This window comes from Megamonas hypermegale, assembly GCF_900187035.1.
Taxonomy (GTDB): Bacteria; Bacillota; Negativicutes; order Selenomonadales; family Selenomonadaceae; genus Megamonas; species Megamonas hypermegale.
The window spans coordinates 791417-812910 of the sequence record NZ_LT906446.1; the positions used below are offsets into that span (position 1 = coordinate 791417).

Genomic DNA, 21494 nt, shown 5'->3' on the forward strand with positions numbered 1-21494 from the left:
TTTGAAACTCACTCCAATGATGCAACAGTATCAAGCTGTAAAAAATGCTCATCCAGACCAAATTTTATTTTTTCGCTTAGGCGATTTTTATGAAATGTTCATGGATGATGCGTTGCTCGTTTCCAAAGAGTTAGAACTTACTTTGACAAAAAGAAGTACAGCAGGTGAAGGCATTCCAATGTGTGGAGTGCCTTACCATTCTGCTGAACCGTATATAAATAAGCTCGTAAATCGTGGCTATAAAGTGGCAATCTGCGAACAAATCGGTGACCCTAAAGCTAAAGGACTCACAAAACGCGAAGTTATAAAAATCGTTACACCAGGCACAGTCATGAGTGAATCAGCTTTGAGTGGCAATAAAAATAACTACATCACTTTAATATATGAAGAAAATCAGCAAATTGTATTAGCTGGAGCGGATATCACTACTGGTGAATGTTTTTATGGCATATACGATGGAGCAGACCGTTGTCAATTATTATTAGATGAACTCTACCGTTTAATGATGCCTGAACTTTTACTTATAAAACCATTTTCATATGAAAAACAGTTGCACGATTTCTTAGATTTGCGCTTGTCAAATTGTCTTGTAAATGAATTAGATAGCGTATCCAATAATATTGATGACCGCATAATTCAGCATTTTGATGCTCAAAATCGTCCTGAAAATGAGATGGTAAAAAAAGCTGTAGCTACGCTTTTAGATTATGTACATGATACAGTAAAGACGGATTTAAGCCATTTAAACCGTTTGACATATTTAGATGCTTCTAAATCTCTATTTATCGATACGTATACCTTGCGCAATTTAGAGATAACTCGCAATTTGCGTGATGGTGGTAAAAAAGATACTCTTTACGATGTGCTTGATTTTACTAGAACAGCTATGGGAAACCGTTTGCTTCGTAAATGGCTTGAATATCCACTGCTCAGCAAAAAACGCATAAACGCTCGTCTTGATGCTGTAGAAAATCTCGTAAATGAATTTTCAGCTCGCAATAATTTGCGTGAAATAATGAAAGACATATATGATTTTGAACGCCTTTTGACACGCATGGAAATTGGCAGTGCTAACGCTCGTGATATGAATGCACTAAAAAGTTCATTGCGTGTGCTTCCTGCTGTAAAAGAACAATTAACAAAATTATCAGCTTCATTGTTGCAAAAAATCGATAGTAAGATTTTTCTCTATGATGATTTAGTACAATTGATTGATAGAGCTATTGTAGAAGACCCAGGATTTTCCATTCGTGAAGGTGGTTTTATAAAAGACGGTTACAATGCTGAACTTGATGAATACCGCAATATTGCTCGCAATAGCAAACGTTTATTACAGCAAATGGAAGAGGACGAAAAAACTAAAACTGGCATAAAATCATTAAAGATTGGCTATAATAAAGTTTTTGGCTACTACATTGAAGTCCGCCATAGCTCAACAGAAAAAGTTCCAGATTATTATACCCGTAAGCAGACATTAGCTAATGCTGAACGATATATCACACCGCAATTAAAAGAATTTGAAACAAAAATTCTCGGTGCACAAGAAAAAATTGTACAGATAGAATACAATTTATTTACACAGATTAGAGAAGTTTTAAAGACAAAAATCAGCTCCATTCAAGATACAGCACATGAAATAGCTATTTTAGATGTACTAGTGAGCTTAGCACAAGCAGCTACAGAATATAATTACATTCGACCCAAATTAGTGGACGGTGGCGTTATAAATATCAAAGATGGACGCCATCCACTCGTAGAGCGAATTTTATCACGTGATTTATTCGTACCAAACGATACTTGCCTTGATAATGCACAAAATGAAATCATGATTATCACTGGGCCAAATATGGCTGGTAAATCAACTTATATGCGCCAGACAGCACTTCTCACTTTGATGGCACAAATCGGCTCATTCATTCCAGCAAGAGAAGCTGAAATTTGCCCTGTAGATAAAATTTTTACCCGTATTGGTGCTAGTGATGACTTAGTCAGCGGTCAAAGCACTTTTATGGTAGAGATGAATGAAGTAGCGCATATCTTAAAATACGCGACTAAAGATAGTCTTGTCATTTTAGATGAAATCGGACGCGGTACGAGCACATATGATGGCATGAGTATTGCGCGAGCTGTCATTGAACACATTCGCGATAATATCGGTGCTAAAACATTATTTGCTACACATTACCATGAATTGACTGACCTTGAAGATGATGTACATGTAAAAAATTACTGCATAGCAGTAAAAGAAAAAGGCACAGAAGTTACTTTCTTGCGCCGCATTATTCGAGGCAGCGCCGATAAATCATACGGCATTCATGTAGCAAAATTGGCTGGTTTACCTAACAATGTGATAAAAAGAGCTGAACATATTTTAGCTGATTTAGAACAAAATGATACAAATATAAATAAAACTTCAAATGTAGATAATACAAATGAAGTCGAAGTCGCACCAAAAGTCACTATAGAAAAATCTGAACCTGAAACGATAGAATATGCACAGCCTAAAGCTGATAAAGAAACACATCAAAATAAATTGAAATTTTTACAGGTAGCAGAAATGCCTACATTATTTGGTGTTAGTATTTCTGTTCAATTAAAAGAATTGGATTTAATGAGTATGACACCGCTTGATGCTATGAATAAATTATATGAACTTCAGCAACAAGCGAAACAAGAGGATAATCTATGACAATTCATATTTTAGACGATGTTACAGTTGATAAAATAGCTGCTGGTGAAGTCGTTGAGAGACCAGCTTCAGTTATTAAAGAATTAGTAGAAAATTCCATAGATGCCCAAGCCGATAAAATTGAAATAGAAATAATGGCAGGTGGCACTTCTTTTATGCGTGTTACAGATAACGGTATAGGTATGGACAATAAAAACGCACGCCTTTGCATTTTACGCCATGCTACGAGCAAAATTCAGCAAGTAGATGACTTGATGGAGATAAATACATTAGGTTTTCGTGGCGAAGCGCTTCCATCTATTGCCGCTGTATCTCGTTTTTGTTTGATGACTCGTCCCAAAGATGCCGATTTAGGTACAGTGATAAAAGTGAATGGTGGTCGTACTGATGAAATTGAGGATGTTGGTTGCAATATCGGTACAACGATAAAAGTAGAAGATTTATTCTTTAATGTACCAGCACGTAAAAAATTTCTCAAAACGACTACAACAGAAGCTAATAAAATAAATGACTTCATCATTAAATTAGCATTTTCTAAACCACATATCGCTTTTAAATTGATTAACAACAATAAAATGACAATAACTACACCTGGCAATAATTCACTGTACGATGCTATTGAATGTATTTATGGCGCAAAAGTTAGCGAAGAATTGTTACCAGTAGAATACATTGATGAAGACATAAAAATAACTGGATTTATAACTAAACCAGCTATCATTCGCAGTTCTCGCTCATGGCAAACTCTAATTGTAAATGGGCGTATTATCACCAGCCGTGTTATTTATAAAGCGATTGACAACGCCTATCATTCACTTTTGCCGAAATCTGGTTATCCATTTGTTGTATTAAATATCGAATTGGATAAACGTACAATAGATATAAATGTTCATCCGCAAAAAGCAGAAGTGAAATTTGAAGATGAAAGCCGTTTATTTAAAGCTGTGTATACGGCTATTTTAGAAGCGATTAAACCTAGCAATAATCAACAATTAAGCGATTTTGCTGTACCGATTGCAGATAAAGCACTGCATATAGAGGAAAAACCATCAATTCCACCAAAAATCACTCCAAAACAAACACCTTTATTTACAGCAAATCATTCTACATCAAGTGAATTTTCATCAAAACCAAAACAATCTATGCAGGATTTTCACAAGGCACAAGAAATACTACATCCATCGATAACTACTTCAACAAAAGAAAATACTTTTAATCAAGTAAAAGAGGATAAAGCTTCATTTGATTTTTCTGCTGAACCTGATAATAATACACCACAAATGAAATCAAATTCTTGTGAAGTAGATGTCAAAGAAGCAAGCAATTTAATCCCAATAGGTCAAATAGATGCTTGTTTCATCGTGGCACAGGGACCAAATGGTGGTATGTATATAATTGACCAGCATGCGGCACATGAACGCATTTTATATGATAAATTCGCTAAACAAACGGATAAGATAGCAGTTCAACCGTTATTAGTTCATTTATTCTTAGATGTAGGCAGTCAAGAAATTGATTTAGTTGAAAAATATCAACAGACATTATACGAACTTGGCTTTAATGTAGAACTCGCTGGACAAAATCAAATCAGATTAAAAGAAATACCAGCTGATATCAAAGAAAGCGATGCAGAATCGATTTTTCGCGAGATACTTCATTCATTGATGCAACTTCACGCACCTACACCGCAAGAAATTCGTCATTCTTGCTTAGCCATGACTGCATGCAAAGCCGCTATTAAAGCTGGCGATATATTGAATATCACCCAAATGAAAATTATTTTAAACGAATTGGCACATACGACTTTACCTTATACCTGTCCACATGGCAGACCAACCATTATAAAATTCAGCACTTACGATTTAGAAAAAATGTTTAAACGTGTACAATAAATAAAAGGAGCAAAAACCTTTATTGAGGTATTTTGCTCCTTTTATTTATTAATATGTTATCTTATTCGTTTTTTTATGCCAATCCAAAGGAAATCTCAGTTTATCAAGAATATCATTAATGGAAATACTCTTTAATCTATTATCTAAGTGATTAAATTCTTTACGAAGTCTATTATGCACTGTAGCATATTCACCATCACGAGGAAAATAACTGGCATAACCATTGATAATGTTGTAGTAATTTTGAGAAAGCAAATACAGCTTAGCTTTTTCTATATCGTTAATTATTAAACCACGTTCAAGAAGAATTTGAATTTGTTCATCAATAGTTTTAAAATTTTTCAAAAAAAAAGCCTCCTCCAATTTAATGGAGAAATCTTTTTTCCCGCGCCGGTCCCCGTAGAGATACCGGAGCTCGTCTCAAGTGTCTCCATTATAAAGTTTATATTAGATATTGTCAAGAAAAAAATGTTTTTGAATACATTATTTATTACTATTAAAAGCTATTACTTATAAATGAATTTAATTATTATAAACTTTTCATTATGCAAAGTTAAAAACACTGAGAGCTTACTCCTCAGTGCTTTCTTTCTCTTTGTCTTCGATTTCCATATTTGAAAATAGATTTGATTCTTGATAAATTTTTTCACGTTCTGCATAGCTTGTACTTGGCAATTCTGGCAAATCTTTTAAATCGTTTAATCCGAAACATTGCAAAAATAAATTTGTCGTTCCATATAAAATTGGTCTGCCGATAACTTTTTTTCGTCCGATTTCTTGAATTAAATCGCGTTCTACTAAACGGCGCAAAATTTTATCAGAATTAACGCCACGTATTTCTTCGATTTCTTGTTTTGTTACAGGTTGTTTAAATGCTACAATAGATAATGTTTCAAGCAATGGTTGTGATAATTTTTTATCGACAATCTGGGTGAATTTTTGTAAATAAGGCGCAAGCTTTGCCTTAGTACATAAACGATAACCGCCCGCTATTTTTATAAGTGCAAGTCCACTACTTTCTTTCTGTAAATCTTCTTGCAATGAAACGATTAATTCATCGAGTTCAATGCTCGATATCGATAAAGTATTAGCAAGTTTTGTAGTTGGCACTGCTTCACCTGATACAAATAATATAGCTTCTATTGCTGCTTTTAATTCGTTTTTTCGTTCCTCGTTCAATATAATTCGTTCCTTTTATATTTGATATTATATCTATTTTAACAGAAAAGATAACTCTTGCCTATTAATTCAACCCTTTATAAAACAATCTTTTGCAAAATATCTGATTATCTATTATTATATTTATATACTAAAGAAGGTGTACTATGCAATATGAAAAAAAGGGATATCTAACATCTTATTTAAAAATATTTCATTTAAAGGATATACAAAAATTAAAATTTAAAGCACATTATCATGAATTTGATAAAATCATCTTATTTTTAAGTGGAAAAGTTACTTATGTAATTGAAGCACAATCGTATCAACTTTTTCCATATGATATGATATTCGTTCCACACAATAGCGTTCATTATCCTATTGTTGATGAAAATACGCAATATGAACGAATTGTTATTTATATAAATCCTGGTTTTTTAGAAAAACAAAGTAGTACAGATAGCAATCTTGCGCACTGCTTTAATTATGCTAAACAAAATCATTCCTATGTAATGCACCTTGATAATATTGAAACAAATGATATTTTATTGCAATTAAATAAATTAGAAGCTTCTTTTAAAGATACCGCTTTTGCTAATAAAATTTATACTAAAATAATCTTTTTAGAATTTATGATATTATTAAATCGTGCAATCATCAATGATAACAAAAATATCAATACAAAGCATCTTGTTTCATATGATGAAAATATTTTAGCGGTGCTCAATTTCATCAATCAAAATTTATACAGTGAACTCAATATTGAACAGATAGCTAAACAATTTTTTGTCAGCAAATACTACTTAATGCGTCGTTTTAAATCTAAAACGGGCTACAGTATCCATCAATATATATTAAATAAACGGCTTTTAGCAGCTAAAGAATATATAAAAAATGGTAAACCCTTGACGCAGATTTGTTTTGATTGTGGTTTTAAAGATTACTCTGTATTTTGTCGCAGTTTTAAAACAGCATTCAAACAATCACCGCGTGAATTTAAAAAATCTATAACAACAACATCAAATGATTATAAAGAGGTTCAAATTAATGACTAAAATTTTAGAATTACCACAGCTTCAAGCTGTATTCAATTACGAAATCCCTAAAAATCAAGTTGTATTAGTTAGTGGTGGACAAGCTCCATCAAAAAGTTGGTTAAAAGAAATCATAAAAAATAGACCGTTATGGTGTGCAGACCACGGTGTAGATATCTGTAAAGAAGCTGGTTGTGTGCCTTGCCAACTTGTCGGCGATGGCGATAGTGCATCTTCTGAAGGTTGGCAATGGGCTATGGATAACGGTGCTTTAATCACTAAAGTCCCTACTAAAAAAGATGTAACTGATACACAATTAGCCTTGCAAATGATAAAAGCAGAGTATAATGAAGCCGTTGTCATTATGACAGGTGCTTGGGGCGGTCGTTTTGACCATGCTTTCAGCGCTGTTTTCAGTCTACAAGGCTTTAATAAAGATAAAATTCGTGGCTGTGTTGCTGACCAAAATGAAGTGATGTTCTTCTTGCGTGATGAAGATAATATTACTTTGCGTTTTAACAAGCAACCAAAAGCGATATCTTTATTGCCGTTATCCGGTGAATGTAGCGGTGTTAGCATAAACGGTGTTTACTGGCCACTTGACCAAGTGATGCTTAATAACAATCTTCCGTATGCTGTCAGCAATGAAGTTAATAGCCGTGAAAATACAATTTGGGTATCATTGAAAAAAGGACTACTCGGTGTATATCTCTATTGGGAAAATAATTAACAATATAAAAAACTGCAATAAACAAGGTGATTAATACCTTAATTTATTGCAGTTTTTTTATTTACAATACTCCATCGTATTTTTTTGCTTCTAAATCCAATTTTTCAATTAAATCTTTAGGCAAGTTTTTCTTTGCATACGGATATACAGCATTATTTTCTTTATGAATATGGCGACGTAACAAATAGACATAAGACATAATAGTCGTTAAAATTTTCAATTTTAAAACAGTGGTTGGCGCTTGTTTATATGCTTTTAAAGCCTCTTCCAATTCCCATACATATAATCTAGCTAAATTGTGTTCAACTATCATTCCATGATTTATCAAATTATTAGCCATTTCACCGAGATTTTCTAACATAGCTTTAAATAATACTTGTTCTTCTTTTTGATGGTGACGTTTATCCGCATACGTTTTAATAAAATTAATAGCTTCTTCATACGCTTCAAAAGAAATCTCATTTTTTTCCATGAAATTAATTGCCATTTGTTCTAATTTATCAGTAAAAGCATGAATATTTTCATGTTCTTTATATAATACTTCAAATATATACATAAAATTCCCTCGCTTAATATAATATTACTTTTATTATAAATAACATCAAGCATCATGTATGTTGTTTTTACAACAATATAAAAAATAGGCTACCACATATTAGTGATAGCCTATTTCAAATTAATCTTCTTTTTTGATATCGAATAATGCAGCAGCAAAATCATTAGCGATAAATGGACGTAAATCATCAATGCCTTCACCAACGCCAATCCATTTTACAGGCATAGATAATTCAGCTTTAAGTCCGATTACTACGCCACCTTTAGCTGTGCCATCAAGTTTTGTCAAAACCAAACCAGAAATCGGTGCAGCTTTAGTGAAAAGTTCTGCTTGATTTATAGCATTTTGACCAGTTGTAGCATCGAGTACAAGCAAAGTTTCATGTGGTGCATCAGCGATTTCACGCTTGATTACACGCTGAATTTTATTTAATTCCGTCATTAAATTTGCTTTATTATGCAAACGACCTGCTGTATCAATGATGAGCATATCTATTTTTCTAGCTGTGGCAGCTTTTACAGCGTCAAATACTACAGCCGCTGGGTCAGAACCTTCTTCATGTTTGATAACTGGAACGCCTACACGTTGTCCCCAGATTTCTAATTGGTCAATCGCAGCAGCGCGGAATGTATCAGCAGCAGCAAACATCACAGATTTTCCCTGTTCTTTATAATATTGACCGAGTTTACCAATTGTTGTAGTCTTGCCTACACCGTTTACACCGATTACAAGAATTACAGTCGGCCCACTTTGTGCAATGCGAGTTTCATCATTACCTTCATTGAGCATTTCTGTAATGCGTTTGATTAAAAACGGTTTTAAATCTTCAGGTGTATTAATTTCTTTTTTCTTAATACCAGCACGAACATCATCCATCAATTTAAGGGAAGTTTTAACACCTACATCTGCCTGAATTAAAGCATCTTCCAAATCATCTAATAAATCATCATCTATATCAGCATAACCGATAATGACTTTTTCGATTTTTTCAGTTAATGTTTTACGTGTTTTAGTGAGTCCTTCTTTTAATTTACTAAAAAATCCCATAGATTTAGCCTCTTTCCTTATAATCTTCTAATCTTACAGAAATCAATTTTGATACACCTGCATCTTCAATGGTTACACCATACATGACATCAGCAGCTTCCATCGTTCCTTTGCGGTGTGTAACCAAAATAAACTGTGTATTTTGAGCGTATTCTTTCAAAAACTTAGCGAAACGTTTTACATTTGCTTCATCAAGTGGTGCGTCAATTTCATCTAATACGCTAAATGGCGCAGGATTGTATGTGAAAAATGCAAATAACAATGCGATAACAGTGAGTGTTCTTTCACCGCCAGAGAGAACAGCCAAACTTTGTGGTTTCTTATCAGGTGGTTCTACTTCGATTTCAATGCCTGAATTTAAGATATCATCTTTATTCGTGAGTATTAAATTCGCTCTGCCACCGCCAAAAAGTTGCTTAAATATATTGTTAAAATTAATTTTTATCTGCTCAAAAGCAGTACCGAACTGACTCGACATCGTCTTATCTATCTGCTCGATGATTTTAAGTAAATCTTCTTTAGCCTTGATTAAATCATCAATTTGCTTTGTCATAAATGTATATCGTTCATTCAAAGATTCATATTCATTTATAGCATTTGGATTTACTGCACCAATTGCTTTTAATTCTTTTTCTAATTTTTTCAGCTTTGATTTAAGCTCATTTTCTTCAATATCTAAGCGATGAATTAAAGCTTCTTCCGGTGAAAGAGAATATTCTTCTTGTAATTGATTAATGCACTGTTTGATTTCTGTTTCTAATTTCGCCGTATTTATTTCACATTTATGAATTTTATCTTTGAGCACATTTACCTTATCAGCAATTTTAGCTCGTTCTTCATCCATATCAGACAATTCACTTCTAAAGCCTAATTGACGCTTATAGAGCATATCGTATTCATTTTTGCCATCAGTTTTTAATTTTTCAAGATTAATAGCTGAATTTTCGAGTTGTTTAAGTTCTGCTAAACTGTCATCAATTACTTTTTGCAAGCTAGCCATTTCCTTATTGCTATCTTCTAAAAATGTCTGATATCGCTCACATTGCCCTAATAATATTTTTATCTTATCATTATGACGAATTACTTCTTGTCGAGCTTCTGTACAGCTAATCTGTCTTTGCATGATTTTTTGTTGCTTGATTTTCGTATCCGTTTTTAAACTTTCAATATCGCTTTGAATATCATCGTATGAAACTTTATTTTCGCCAATAGTTTGTTTCATTTCGGCGATGATTGCCGTTTGATTTTCGATATCCACTTCTAATGCTGTCTTTTTAACTATTAAAGCAGAAATGCGGTTATCAATGGATTTCAAAACATTTTCTTGTTCATTAAACCAAAGCTCTAATTGTTTTAACTCTACATCTTTCTGTGCTAATAATAATGAGAGTTCTTGCCAATCTTTTTGCAATGAATTTATATTTTCTGCTAAAGCTTGGCGCTTAGCTTCATCATCTTCATATTTTGCTTTGCGTTCTTTTAAATCTTTTCGTTCACTTGTGAGAAAATCTTTTAATTCTGCCAGTTCTCCTGCACGATGTAAAAATCCTGCTTCTTTGCTTTGAGAACTCCCACCAGAAATAGCCCCGCCAGGTTGCAATAATTCACCCTCTAACGTTACGATACGCAAGCGATAATCGTACAATTTAGCCAGTTTTAACGCATTATCTACATCATCAACTACTAAAATTCGACCGAGTAGCGATTTAGTGATTACCTTATATTCACTATCTATATCGACAAGCTCATCAGCATAAGCGATAAAGCCATATTTGCCAGCTTCGATTTCAGTTCGTTTACTTCTATGTTCTTGAATTGTCGTTAGTGGCATAAAAGTAACGCGACCTAATTTATTTTTCTTTAAATAATTGATTGCCGCTTTCGCCGTTTCTGTATCATTCGTAACGACATTTTGCATAGCATTGCCCAAAGCTGTTTCAATAGCAGTGATAAATGGGTCTTCTACATGAATTAGTTCAGCTACAGCACCGCAAATTCCTTTGCGCCATGGCTCATTAGCCTTTAACACGCGTTTTACAGCTTTGCCAAAACCTTCATATGAAGATTGCATATCTTGGAAGAACTTAACTTTTTCTTCTGCCATGCGTATATTTTGGCGCATTTCCGCCATTATACCTTCCGCTTCTTTACATTCAGCAGTCAATTCTTTTAAATTATCTTGCTGGGATGATATTCCATCTTGCTTTGCCTGTAACTTAGCTTTTGTCTTATCTATATCAGCTAAAAGCAATTCCTTAGCAGTATTTTTTTCTATTTTTTCATTAATTGCATGCTTATGTGCGCTATGTTGATTTTCAATATTTTGCTCAATATCGCTTAAATCGCGTTGCAATAACAATAATTTTTGATTTTGCTCTTCAATTTGTTTGCGATGCTTATTTTCCTGTTCTTGCCTTGCTTTTAATTCATTTTCTTTATCTTTTATAGCATCTTCTAATTTTTGCAATTCTGCATTTTCATTTTGCAACAACTGTTCTAATTTATCAGCCGTATTATTAGCAATGGCAACTTTTCGCTTCAACTCTTCACTATCAGCTTTAGCGATTTTCAAATCATCAGAAGTTTGTGTTTGTCTCTCTTCCAAACGCTGTTGAGATTGACAACTTTGACGAATGCGTTCTTGCAATAATGTAGATTGATTTTTACTGCGTTCGATTTCTTCATGAATTTTTTGATTGTTTTCACCCAAACTGCGCAACTTCTTTTCTAAATCAGTGATTGCTTTTTGCTTAGCTATTTTTTCTGCTTCTGAAACGGATACACTAGCTTCCAGCGTAGCGCGTTTAGCTTCATAATCGTTTATTTCAGTTTCAAACTTTTTATTTTCATTATTAAGGCTTTCATATTTATAGAGGATTTGTGTTAAACGACAATCTTTATATTCTTTATTTATCGTATTATAACGCTGTGTCTTTTCTGATTGTTCTTTAAGTGGACCGAGTTGCTTTTCAATTTCGCTGACTATATCATTTAAACGCACAACATTATTCTGCGTATTATCGAGTTTGCGCAAAGCTTCTTTCTTGCGGTCGCGATATTTTGTAATACCAGCACATTCTTCAAAGAAATAACGTCTATCTTCTGGTTTCGTATTTAAAACTTCATCGACTTTATTTTGACTGATAACGCTCATGGAATTTTTACCAAGTCCCGTATCAGCGAATAAATTATAAATATCTTTTAATCTACACTTCGTTTTATTGATTAAAAATTCGCTTTCACCAGAACGAAAAATTCGTCTTGTTATCATTATTTCCTGGAAATCAAGAGGCAATCTGCCATCACTATTATCAAATGTGATAGAAACTTCTGCCGCACCGAGCGGTCGCCTTGTACTGCTACCCGTAAAAATGATATCTTCTGCCTTATTGCCACGCAAATTTCGCACATTTTGCTCACCGAGTACCCAGCGAATAGCATCAGTTATATTGCTCTTTCCACTGCCATTTGGTCCGACAATTGCCGTTATACCTTTATCAAATTCTATTTCTAATTTATCGGCAAAAGACTTAAAACCGTATGCTTCAAGTCTTTTAAGTTGCATAAATTCACCCCCTGTTTAATATTACATATAGTTAACAAATATTTACTAATATAACACGATATCAAAAAAAGATAAAGGCTGAACACTGCGATAATGTTCAGTCCTTGCTCGTATCCATATTACTAAAAATTTTTTTATAATTAATGCCCCATTGTGCCATAGCTTCAATGATAGGTTCCATACTTTTGCCTAAATCGCTCAAAGAATATTCTACATGTGGTGGAACTTCAGGATAAATTTTGCGCTTGACAATTCCATCTAATTCCATAGAACGAAGACTATCCGTCAATACTTTTTGGCTGATACCCGTTAAATCTCGTTTTAATTCATTAAAGCGCCATGGTCGTTGCATTAAATTGCGTATGATTAAAATTTTCCACTTACTGCCAATCAATTGTACTGTTATAGCTACAGGACATTCAGGCAATTCCGCTTTTTTTAGCATATCATCACTCTTTCTACAATAAATTATAAAGCAAATGCTAATTTACATCAATACAGGTATAATTTTAATCATCTATTTTGAAAAAATTTATAGCTAAAACTATAAAAGCAGGTTAAAATAACCTGCTTTTTATTCGCTTCTATCACCTGCGGCAAATTTACCCATTTCAATATCAAGAACAGAGCGAAGTGGCTCGATAATAGAGTCTTCATAACGACATTTCCATTGCACAGTATTCGTCATTTTGCCATTGTCATCCATGCCATCAATCGTATCTCCATCGCGAATGATATTTTCTTCACTGCTCAATAAATACCAGATTAAACTATAAGCGAGATTGGCAACTTTATTTGGATTTACGCCTTTAAAATGAAATTGTACATCACTTAAACCAACGCCATTTAATCCCATGCTATCAACGATAAACTCATTGCTATCAGGAACATTAAAGAAACGTATATTTATCATACTGAAAATAAATCTACCAATTCCCTGTTGTTTGAATTTCTTTATAGCTTGTGGAATTTGCAACTTACCAGCAGTTTTAACCCATACTAATTTACAAGTAGGAAATAAAGATAATGCAATTTCTAACCACTGCATAAGCATGATAGCGCGTTGCTGTGGAATTTGTCCTGAAGCTCCTGCATCAAATATTTTAATGGAATATTTGCATTTAGATAAAAGTTCTTCACTATTTTCTACGTTCCAAATCTGACTGCGTTCAAATTCAGAAATACTATCTTGTTTAAAATCGACAACTTTTCCCATGCCTAAATAAACAGGTTCAAATTTGCCATCACCTTTAAAAGCTGTATATTCTTTTATAGAAAAACTCGTTAAATCACTTGTTCGATTGACCGCTTCAATATCACCAAAAACTTCTTTTGCCACGCGCAATACAGCATTTGATGTAGGTCTTTTTACTTCATCTTCAAATAAAAGTTCAATAACGAAAGAATTTTTTAAATCACTAATTGTATTCATTTTTCACCTCATCAATTTCATAAAAAAGAAGATACCAAAAAGGTACCTTCTTATATCAGCATATATTAACAAAAAGATTATTCGTCAGCTTCTAATTTATCCATTAATTCTTCATATGCTTTTTGAGCTATTTCAAATTCTTCATCAGTTGGTTCGATGTATTCTACTTCGCCATCTTCATCTTTTACAACTTTAGCGAGAATAACATCAACTTCTTCATCGCAATCGCATTCTTCGTCATGAATATGTTCTTCTTCGCAACCGCAACCACATTCATCACCATCGATACTTACTAAAATAGCATATTCATCTTCACCAGCAGGGAAAACCATTTCTTCTACATAGTTGTATTCGTTGCCGTCTTCATCAGTGATTACAACAACAGTGCCTTCGCTATCATCTTCAATAACGGAATTATTTTTTAATTCATCCATTAGAATGTCCTCCTAAATTTAAACTTAACATAATCATATCATATTTCTTCTTACTTGCCAAAACTTTTTCTAAGCTATGTAAAATTTCTTTAAAATCCCAAAAAACACCATATCAAAAGACTTTTCGATAAAAAATATTATTTCAACAAAATATATTTTACAGAGATTATTATAATCTCATTATCATTTTACTTTTAAAATCAAAATTTTATCTAATTATTACATAAACAGAATCTTTATATTTATTTTCATTGAAAAAGCGTACTAAATATTGTACAATAAATTATAGAAAGAGGTGTTTAATATGTTAGCTGTAAATTATTCTACAATTAGAAGCAAACTCAAAACTTACTGCGATGAAGCTACAGATAATAATCAAACAATTATTGTTACTCGTAAAGCTGAAAAAAATGTAGTAATTTTAAGCCTTGAGAAATATAATCGCCTTATGAAAATTGTTCAAAATGCTGAATATTTATCTATGATTGATAGAGGAATAAAACAATTAGAAGCTGGAAAAGGTCAAAAACATGACTTAATTGAGGTTGATTTAGATGAATAAACTTTGGTCTGACCGAGCGTGGGATGATTATTTGTACTGGCAATTTCAAGACAAAAAAACTTTAAAGAAAATAAATGATTTAATTAAAGATATAGAACGAAATGGATTGTCTGAAGGAATAGGAAAACCAGAACCTTTAAAATATAAAAATGTCTGGAGTAGACGTATCGATAAAGAAAATCGCCTAGTCTATAATATTGTTGGTGAAGACTTATGGATTATAGCCTGTAGAGGTCATTATATTTCTTTATAAGTTAAATTATAAAAATCATATTTTATTCATATCCTAAAAAAAGAGCCTAACCTTAATTTTTAATGGTTAGGTTCTTTTACAAAATTTAATATGTTAATCTAATAAACTAGTATAATTATAATAAAAGGAGTGAATTACTATGAACAATAATTTAGTTTACGAAAACACTCAAGACGAAATAAAAACTGAACTTATTAATGGTAAAGTTTTTATGATGTCACCTAGACCAAGATTGGAACATAATATAGTTTTAGGTAATATATTTGGTTTATTTTGGACATATTTAAAAGGTAAAACTTGTCGTGCCTATTGTGATGGAGTAGATGTATTTATTGATGAAAAAAATAGATTTATTCCTGATGTTATGATTGTTTGTAATCCTAGTATTAGAAAAAAAGATGGAATTTATGGAGCACCTGATTTAGTAGTTGAAGTATTATCTCCGTCTACCGCTCATAATGATAGATTTAGAAAAAAAGAAATATATGCTAAAGCAGGAGTAAAAGAATATTGGATTGTAGACCCATTAAACTGTATAATTGAAACTTATTTAAATCAAAATAATGATTTCATACTGGATAAATTTTATAATACAGATGATACTGAAATCAAAGTTTCCGTTTGCGATAATTTAGTAGTAAAAATAGAAGATATATTCGATTATATTGATGAATTATAATAAAATACAAAATAAACTGCATCCCAAAAGTTGAACACAAAAATAACTTTTGAAGTGCAGTTTTTTATAATTAAATACTCAAATAAATTTAATCAGTACAATAATAGTTTCTGTTGCCATTTTATTTATAGAAACTTACATAAAATAGAGAAAAGAGAGGACGTAAAAAATCCTCTCTTTTTTTGTTTGAACGCTATTTTGCCGAAAATCCTTGATTTTACTGGCTTCGTGGACTATTTTTTTGTTGCCATTTTTTTAAAACTATATGAAAATCATACAAAAAATGATTTTGTTCTATTTTCATGAAATCCCGAAACCCCAGTAAAATCAACATATTTTTCATTCTTCAAGTCTAGGTCCTGCATTTAAAATCTCATCTGGTATTTCACCCTTGAAACGCTGAACATTTTCAGCGAATTTACGAACTAATTTAGCAGCTTGTGTATGATAAGCTTTTTTATCAGCCCATGTATTTTCAGGATTTAATACTTCTGTTGGTACACCTGGACAAGAATCAGGAATACAAAGCTGGAAGTATCCATAATCTTTCCATTCAACATCATCGAGTTTACCATCTAAAGCAGCAGTAATCATAGCTCTTGTATATTTGAGTTTCATACGACTACCAACACCATATGGACCACCAGTCCAACCAGTATTAACAAGGTATACGCTTGTATTATATTGATTAATTTTTTCGCCAAGTAAATGAGCATATTTAAGTGGAGATAATGGGAAGAATGGTTCACCAAAACCAATGGAGAATGTAGCCTGTGGTTCAGTAATGCCACGTTCAGTACCTGCAACTTTACTTGTATAACCAGATAAGAAATGATACATAGCTTGTTCTTTAGAAAGTTTAGAAATTGGAGGTAAAACACCAAATGCATCAGCTGTTAAGAAAATAATAGCATTTGGATGACCGCCAATACTAGGAACGAGTGCATCAGGGATATTTTCAACTGGATATGCAGTACGAGTATTTTGAGTAAAACGAGCATCAAAGAAATCAGGTTCACGAGTATATGGATTGATATAAACATTTTCCAAAATAGTACCATATTGAATTGCGTTATAAATCTGTGGTTCTGTTTCTGGAGTAATGTTTATAGTTTTTGCATAGCAGCCACCTTCAAGATTGAAGATACCATTTTCGCTCCAGCCGTGTTCATCATCGCCGATGAGTTTACGGTTAGGGTCAGCAGACAAAGTAGTTTTACCAGTACCACTGAGGCCAAAGAATAAAGCTGTTTTACCATCTTTACCAACGTTAGCAGAGCAATGCATGGAGAAGATATTTTTCTGTGGTAAAATAAAGTTCATTACGGAGAAAATGGATTTTTTCATTTCACCAGCATATGCACCACCGCCAATGAGTACCATGCGTTTGCTGAAGTTTACGATGATAAATGTTTCAGAATGTGTACCATCTTCGATTGGGTTAGCTTTTACGCTAGGCATACAAATTAAAGTAAAGCCTGCTGGAGTTGTTAATTTTTTTTCTGGTCTAATAAATAATTGTTTTAAAAAGAGGTGATGCCAAGCATACTCATTGATACATTTTACTTGTAGGCGATAATCTGGGTCAGCACCAACAAGTGCATCTGTTACAAAAAGTTGATGGTCTTTTGCATATTCTTTCATCTTATCATAAAGACGATTAAAAGTATTTTCAGAGCATGGTTGATTTGTATTTGACCAATGAACAATATCATGAACATCTGGTGTATCTACGATAAATCTATCTTTTGGAGAACGACCTGTATGTTTACCAGTAGTAACACAAAGAGCACCATTATTAGATAAACGACCTTCATGGTTTCTAATAGCTTCTTCAAGAAGTTCAGGAATTGTTGCATCATAAGTAATTCTTCTAGCAACAGATAAAAAGTCTTGACAAGAATAGTTGTTAACCATTTTACTAACCTCACTTTATATACATTTTTATTATTTACATAATATTATTATTTTTTTCTTTTGTATATATAATTCTTTAAATAAAATTATTTTCCTGCAATTTTTAAAAATTTTTTAAAATTATTTCCTAGTTAATAAATATTTATATTAACTTTTTTCTTTGATATCTATTTTATTAAAAATAAAACTGTACTGAGCTTTATAAAAAAGTTTCTCAATACAGTTCTATTTATCATACTATGCCTTTTTTGACTTGGCTTTTACTAAAAATATCAACTTATCTTCTTTCAACTTGTTGATATAGTTACGAAAAAATATATTAGGTATTGCTACACCAACAGCTATAGCCAATAATATCAATGTTGTATTTACTCCATTATTCAAAACATGATGATAACTCATATTATTTACATTTTCTAAATTGATAATACTAAATAATAAACGATACATAAATACACCGGGAATTAATGGAATTACTGATGGAATAGTCAATACATGACTTGGAGCATGTACTATATGCACTGCTTTTAAAGATAATAAACTAACTATTACAGCTCCTATAAGTGAAGCTGTTGCTTGAGAATAATCACATTTCAACATTAAAAAATTACGCACACCTACTGAAATCACTGCACCACAAGCTACTACAATTAATAATCTAGGTGGCATATTAAATATAGTAGCGAAACCGATTGCTGCTACTGCTGAAGCTATAGCACATACTAAAAAAGAATTTGAAGAAATGATGCTTAGACTAATAAAATCTTGAACATGACATAATTTTATGGCAAAAGCTATACCAAAAGTCATGCTACCTATCATCAATAAAGTATTCATTGCCCTTGTCATTCCTGCTGTGATGAAATTATCTACTAAATCATCTATAGCATTAATAAGTGGAATTCCAGGAACAATAAACAAACTACAAGCAATAAGTGGATGCCATGGCGTTTGAGTAGGTAAAAAATGTATAAAGTATGCACAAATAGTTGCTACAAAAGCGGAAATAGCTATAGAGGCATACGAATTAAAGTTCAGTAAATTACATTTCATTCGCGTCCAATAACCTATCATGGCACAAATAGATGTATAAACAAATGCTAATAAATCTCCACCAAATAATAAACTAAAGCCGCCACAAGCTAACCCTGCACTAATCATAACGAGTGGCTTTTTATAATATCTTCTGCGTAAACAAATAAATCTCAATTCTTTTTCAAATTCATTTAAAGAATAATCTTGTTCAATAGCTCGCCATGATAATTTGCTTATCCCTGAAATAGCTGTCATATCTACACCATGTCGATAGCATTTCTGAAAATTAGTAATAGATTTATCTCCAGTATTGATATTCACCATTATCGTGGTAAATGTAATATGAATTTGTAATCTTCTTTCAGGAATTTTCATAAAAACTCCAACTCTTTTCATATTACGCACAATACGGTTTGTATCTGCTCCACTTTCCATTAAAACTTTTCCTACACGCAAAATTAATTGTATTTTTCGTTCAACTTCATCATCATTTTTTAAATTCTTTAAATTATTTTGCTCCAGATAATCAGTCATCTTTTCAACTCCAATATTAAAATATTTCTTTTTATTACTTAATAGCATAAATCATTTTATAATATAATTGATTTCTTATTAAAATATATTTAATATTATCATGCAAATACAAATAAAATTCAAATACAGGTTTGTTATTTAATTTATAACAAAAATGCATTAATAGATAGAAAAGATTCATCTTATAAAGTATTTCTTTTAATTACTATAAATTATTAAATACCTTATAGATAATTAGAAATTTTTGAACTAATAGAAGCAACATTAGCTATATAAAAGATATTTATATTTTAATTATGTATTAATAAATATTTATTTAATATTTGCATATGTTATGCTATAATATATATATACTTTAATTAATATTATTTATATATAATCATTTAAGGAGGATAACAATGGAACTAAAACAGTTAGAATATTTTCAAATGACTAGTCGATTGAAGAATATTACACGCGCTGCTAAAAGACTTTCAGTTTCTCAACCAAATATCACAGTAGCCATAAAAAAATTAGAAGCTGAATTAGGTATACAATTATTTGAACGTAGCCAAAAACAACTTTCCTTAACACCAGAAGGAGCTGTTTTTTTAAATCGTATAGAACAAGCACTACGCAATATTCAAGATGCCGTTTTAGAAGTAAATGATTATAAACAATTGCAAAAAGGCACAATAAAAATAGGTATTCCATCTATGATTGGTGCATACTTATTTCCCAAAATCTTTTCCGGCTTTCAAAAAAAATTTTCTCATTTAGATGTTTATTTATATGAAAAAGGTTCTATGTCTATTCGTGAATCACTTGAACGAGATGAACTTGATTTTGGTATTGTGATTATTTCTAATGCATCACCAAGTTTGCAACTTCTTCCAATGTCTACAAATCAAGTTGTAGCATGTGTTCCTGATTCACATCCTTTGGCTAGAAAAAATAAATTTTCTTGGAGCGATATAAATAACATTGATTTAATCATGTTAAAAGAAGGCTCTTTCATTCGTAATATGATTTCAAATAAATTGAAAGAAAATAATATTAAGCCAAATATCGTCCTTGAATCAAATCAGATAGAAACAATCAAAGGATTAATTTCCAGTAATGTCGGTATGGCATTCTTACTTGATTTTATAGTTCAAGATTCTCCACATATTAAAACTTTACCACTTGAAAAACCTATTTTTGTAGATGTAGGTCTTGCGTGGAAAAAAGACCGCTATATTTCTAAAGCAGCTCAATCATTTATAAATTTTTGTCAAGAAACACTAACTAAATAAATGGTATAAAAAAACATCTATGAATTAATTATCATAGATGTTTTTTCATTATGCTTTGTTAGATTCAATTTTTTCAATGGCAATTCCTTTTGGAACATATAATACCATTTTATTAGTAATCTGTTTTACAGAACCATCAAGTACATAACAAGCACCATTCATAAAATCACAGATACGAACTTGTTCGCTTGATTCGATTTTTTCAAAATTAATAAGTACAGTTTTGCCATCTTTTAAAGCATCAGCTACAAATCTAGTGTCATTAAAATTAGTAGGTTCAAATACAAGAATTTTTATATTAGCATGTTCATAAACCTTCAAACTAGGACGACCTTCTTCTTTTTGAACAGGTTTTGCAGGTGCAGCTTCAGTGTATAAAGGAGCGCCATTTACTACTTTTTTTCCCTCAGAAGCAACTCTAACTCTAGTTTTAATTGATTTTTCTTTTTCTTGAGCTTTCTGTGCTGGAGTTTCAACAACTTCAACTTCTTCTTCAGGAATTAATATCTTTGATAATTTAGATAAAAAATCTGACATAATATCACCTCAATCACATATTTAATTATAATACAAAATAAATAAAATATAAAATAAAAGATATACATTCTTTTCTATTTAAATTTGAAAAATCCTGCAATAAAAAATATATTCTTACAATTTATCATTTAAGTAAAAGGAAACGATATTTAAATATATCGTTTCC

The 21494-nt window shown here is 31.8% G+C and carries 19 protein-coding genes; 8 read left to right on the forward strand and 11 right to left on the reverse strand.

What is annotated here, in order from left to right; all coding sequences use genetic code 11:
- Window position 1 precedes the first annotated feature (1 nt).
- Window positions 2–2689, forward strand: coding sequence for a DNA mismatch repair protein MutS (mutS, locus tag CKV65_RS03720; RefSeq protein ID WP_027889601.1), 2688 nt, complete (start codon window positions 2–4; stop codon window positions 2687–2689).
- Window positions 2686–4581: a DNA mismatch repair endonuclease MutL gene (mutL, locus tag CKV65_RS03725; RefSeq protein WP_027889600.1), complete on the forward strand. Its 1896-nt coding sequence runs from the start codon at window positions 2686–2688 to the stop codon at window positions 4579–4581. Before mutS ends, mutL begins: the two co-directional genes overlap by 4 nt.
- A gap of 48 nt (window positions 4582–4629) precedes the next feature.
- On the opposite strand, the gene CKV65_RS03730 is transcribed toward mutL, so the two are convergent.
- Window positions 4630–4926, reverse strand: a complete 297-nt coding sequence (locus CKV65_RS03730) for an Abi family protein (protein WP_027889599.1) — start codon at window positions 4924–4926, stop codon at window positions 4630–4632.
- A gap of 225 nt (window positions 4927–5151) precedes the next feature.
- Complete coding sequence (scpB, locus tag CKV65_RS03735) at window positions 5152–5760, reverse strand: SMC-Scp complex subunit ScpB (protein ID WP_027889598.1); 609 nt, start codon at window positions 5758–5760, stop codon at window positions 5152–5154.
- 146 nt (window positions 5761–5906) lie between these two features.
- Between scpB and CKV65_RS03740 the strand changes: the two genes are divergently transcribed.
- Complete coding sequence (locus CKV65_RS03740) at window positions 5907–6794, forward strand: AraC family transcriptional regulator (RefSeq protein WP_027889597.1); 888 nt, start codon at window positions 5907–5909, stop codon at window positions 6792–6794.
- On the forward strand, window positions 6787–7503 hold the full coding sequence (locus CKV65_RS03745) for a thiamine diphosphokinase (RefSeq protein WP_027889596.1): 717 nt from the start codon (window positions 6787–6789) through the stop codon (window positions 7501–7503). Before CKV65_RS03740 ends, CKV65_RS03745 begins: the two co-directional genes overlap by 8 nt.
- A gap of 61 nt (window positions 7504–7564) precedes the next feature.
- Here the strand turns inward: CKV65_RS03745 and CKV65_RS03750 are convergent, their stop codons facing one another.
- The 6 genes from CKV65_RS03750 to CKV65_RS03775 form a co-directional block, all read right to left on the reverse strand.
- Window positions 7565–8059: a hemerythrin domain-containing protein gene (locus tag CKV65_RS03750; protein ID WP_027889595.1), complete on the reverse strand. Its 495-nt coding sequence runs from the start codon at window positions 8057–8059 to the stop codon at window positions 7565–7567.
- A 120-nt stretch (window positions 8060–8179) separates the two neighbouring features.
- Complete coding sequence (gene ftsY / locus CKV65_RS03755) at window positions 8180–9106, reverse strand: signal recognition particle-docking protein FtsY (protein ID WP_027889594.1); 927 nt, start codon at window positions 9104–9106, stop codon at window positions 8180–8182.
- 4 nt (window positions 9107–9110) lie between these two features.
- A complete protein-coding gene (smc, locus tag CKV65_RS03760; protein WP_027889593.1) occupies window positions 9111–12671 on the reverse strand; it encodes a chromosome segregation protein SMC in 3561 nt (1186 codons plus the stop codon).
- A 97-nt stretch (window positions 12672–12768) separates the two neighbouring features.
- Window positions 12769–13116: a winged helix-turn-helix transcriptional regulator gene (locus CKV65_RS03765; RefSeq protein ID WP_027889592.1), complete on the reverse strand. Its 348-nt coding sequence runs from the start codon at window positions 13114–13116 to the stop codon at window positions 12769–12771.
- A gap of 129 nt (window positions 13117–13245) precedes the next feature.
- On the reverse strand, window positions 13246–14103 hold the full coding sequence (locus CKV65_RS03770) for a DUF4261 domain-containing protein (protein ID WP_051177575.1): 858 nt from the start codon (window positions 14101–14103) through the stop codon (window positions 13246–13248).
- Between the two features lie 77 nt (window positions 14104–14180).
- Entirely contained in the window at window positions 14181–14537 is a 357-nt protein-coding gene (locus CKV65_RS03775) for a DUF1292 domain-containing protein (RefSeq protein ID WP_027889590.1), read from the reverse strand.
- 304 nt (window positions 14538–14841) lie between these two features.
- Between CKV65_RS03775 and CKV65_RS03780 the strand changes: the two genes are divergently transcribed.
- From CKV65_RS03780 to CKV65_RS03790, 3 genes are all read left to right on the forward strand, one after another.
- The gene (locus tag CKV65_RS03780) at window positions 14842–15099 is read left to right on the forward strand and encodes a type II toxin-antitoxin system Phd/YefM family antitoxin (protein WP_027889589.1); all 258 of its coding nucleotides are present in this window, start codon (window positions 14842–14844) and stop codon (window positions 15097–15099) included.
- Window positions 15092–15352 carry a Txe/YoeB family addiction module toxin gene (locus CKV65_RS03785; RefSeq protein WP_027889588.1) on the forward strand — a complete coding sequence of 87 codons (261 nt, stop codon included), beginning with the start codon at window positions 15092–15094 and terminating at the stop codon, window positions 15350–15352. Before CKV65_RS03780 ends, CKV65_RS03785 begins: the two co-directional genes overlap by 8 nt.
- Before the next feature lie 139 nt (window positions 15353–15491).
- Entirely contained in the window at window positions 15492–16031 is a 540-nt protein-coding gene (locus CKV65_RS03790) for a Uma2 family endonuclease (RefSeq protein ID WP_036254418.1), read from the forward strand.
- Window positions 16032–16370: 339 nt separating this feature from the next.
- Here CKV65_RS03790 and pckA read toward each other — a convergent pair whose 3' ends face one another.
- Window positions 16371–17948, reverse strand: a complete 1578-nt coding sequence (gene pckA / locus CKV65_RS03795) for a phosphoenolpyruvate carboxykinase (ATP) (RefSeq protein WP_027889587.1) — start codon at window positions 17946–17948, stop codon at window positions 16371–16373.
- Between the two features lie 237 nt (window positions 17949–18185).
- Complete coding sequence (locus tag CKV65_RS03800; protein ID WP_036254416.1) at window positions 18186–19517, reverse strand: threonine/serine exporter family protein; 1332 nt, start codon at window positions 19515–19517, stop codon at window positions 18186–18188.
- Window positions 19518–19915: 398 nt separating this feature from the next.
- Between CKV65_RS03800 and CKV65_RS03805 the strand changes: the two genes are divergently transcribed.
- Window positions 19916–20791: a LysR family transcriptional regulator gene (locus CKV65_RS03805; protein ID WP_027889585.1), complete on the forward strand. Its 876-nt coding sequence runs from the start codon at window positions 19916–19918 to the stop codon at window positions 20789–20791.
- 48 nt (window positions 20792–20839) lie between these two features.
- Here the strand turns inward: CKV65_RS03805 and CKV65_RS03810 are convergent, their stop codons facing one another.
- Window positions 20840–21328: a cell division protein SepF gene (locus CKV65_RS03810; protein WP_027889584.1), complete on the reverse strand. Its 489-nt coding sequence runs from the start codon at window positions 21326–21328 to the stop codon at window positions 20840–20842.
- Window positions 21329–21494: the final 166 nt, after the last annotated feature.

Excerpts from the sequence above, each read along its gene's own strand:
- mutL (WP_027889600.1), top strand. The coding sequence starts at position 2,686 with ATGACAATTCATATTTTAGACGATGTTACAGTTGATAAAATAGCTGCT.
- CKV65_RS03740 (WP_027889597.1), top strand. The coding sequence starts at position 5,907 with ATGCAATATGAAAAAAAGGGATATCTAACATCTTATTTAAAAATATTT.
- CKV65_RS03745 (WP_027889596.1), top strand. The coding sequence starts at position 6,787 with ATGACTAAAATTTTAGAATTACCACAGCTTCAAGCTGTATTCAATTAC.
- CKV65_RS03750 (WP_027889595.1), bottom strand. The coding sequence starts at position 8,059 with ATGTATATATTTGAAGTATTATATAAAGAACATGAAAATATTCATGCT.
- ftsY (WP_027889594.1), bottom strand. The coding sequence starts at position 9,106 with ATGGGATTTTTTAGTAAATTAAAAGAAGGACTCACTAAAACACGTAAA.
- smc (WP_027889593.1), bottom strand. The coding sequence starts at position 12,671 with ATGCAACTTAAAAGACTTGAAGCATACGGTTTTAAGTCTTTTGCCGAT.
- CKV65_RS03765 (WP_027889592.1), bottom strand. The coding sequence starts at position 13,116 with ATGCTAAAAAAAGCGGAATTGCCTGAATGTCCTGTAGCTATAACAGTA.
- CKV65_RS03770 (WP_051177575.1), bottom strand. The coding sequence starts at position 14,103 with ATGAATACAATTAGTGATTTAAAAAATTCTTTCGTTATTGAACTTTTA.
- CKV65_RS03775 (WP_027889590.1), bottom strand. The coding sequence starts at position 14,537 with ATGGATGAATTAAAAAATAATTCCGTTATTGAAGATGATAGCGAAGGC.
- CKV65_RS03780 (WP_027889589.1), top strand. The coding sequence starts at position 14,842 with ATGTTAGCTGTAAATTATTCTACAATTAGAAGCAAACTCAAAACTTAC.
- CKV65_RS03785 (WP_027889588.1), top strand. The coding sequence starts at position 15,092 with ATGAATAAACTTTGGTCTGACCGAGCGTGGGATGATTATTTGTACTGG.
- CKV65_RS03790 (WP_036254418.1), top strand. The coding sequence starts at position 15,492 with ATGAACAATAATTTAGTTTACGAAAACACTCAAGACGAAATAAAAACT.
- pckA (WP_027889587.1), bottom strand. The coding sequence starts at position 17,948 with ATGGTTAACAACTATTCTTGTCAAGACTTTTTATCTGTTGCTAGAAGA.
- CKV65_RS03800 (WP_036254416.1), bottom strand. The coding sequence starts at position 19,517 with ATGACTGATTATCTGGAGCAAAATAATTTAAAGAATTTAAAAAATGAT.
- CKV65_RS03805 (WP_027889585.1), top strand. The coding sequence starts at position 19,916 with ATGGAACTAAAACAGTTAGAATATTTTCAAATGACTAGTCGATTGAAG.
- CKV65_RS03810 (WP_027889584.1), bottom strand. The coding sequence starts at position 21,328 with ATGTCAGATTTTTTATCTAAATTATCAAAGATATTAATTCCTGAAGAA.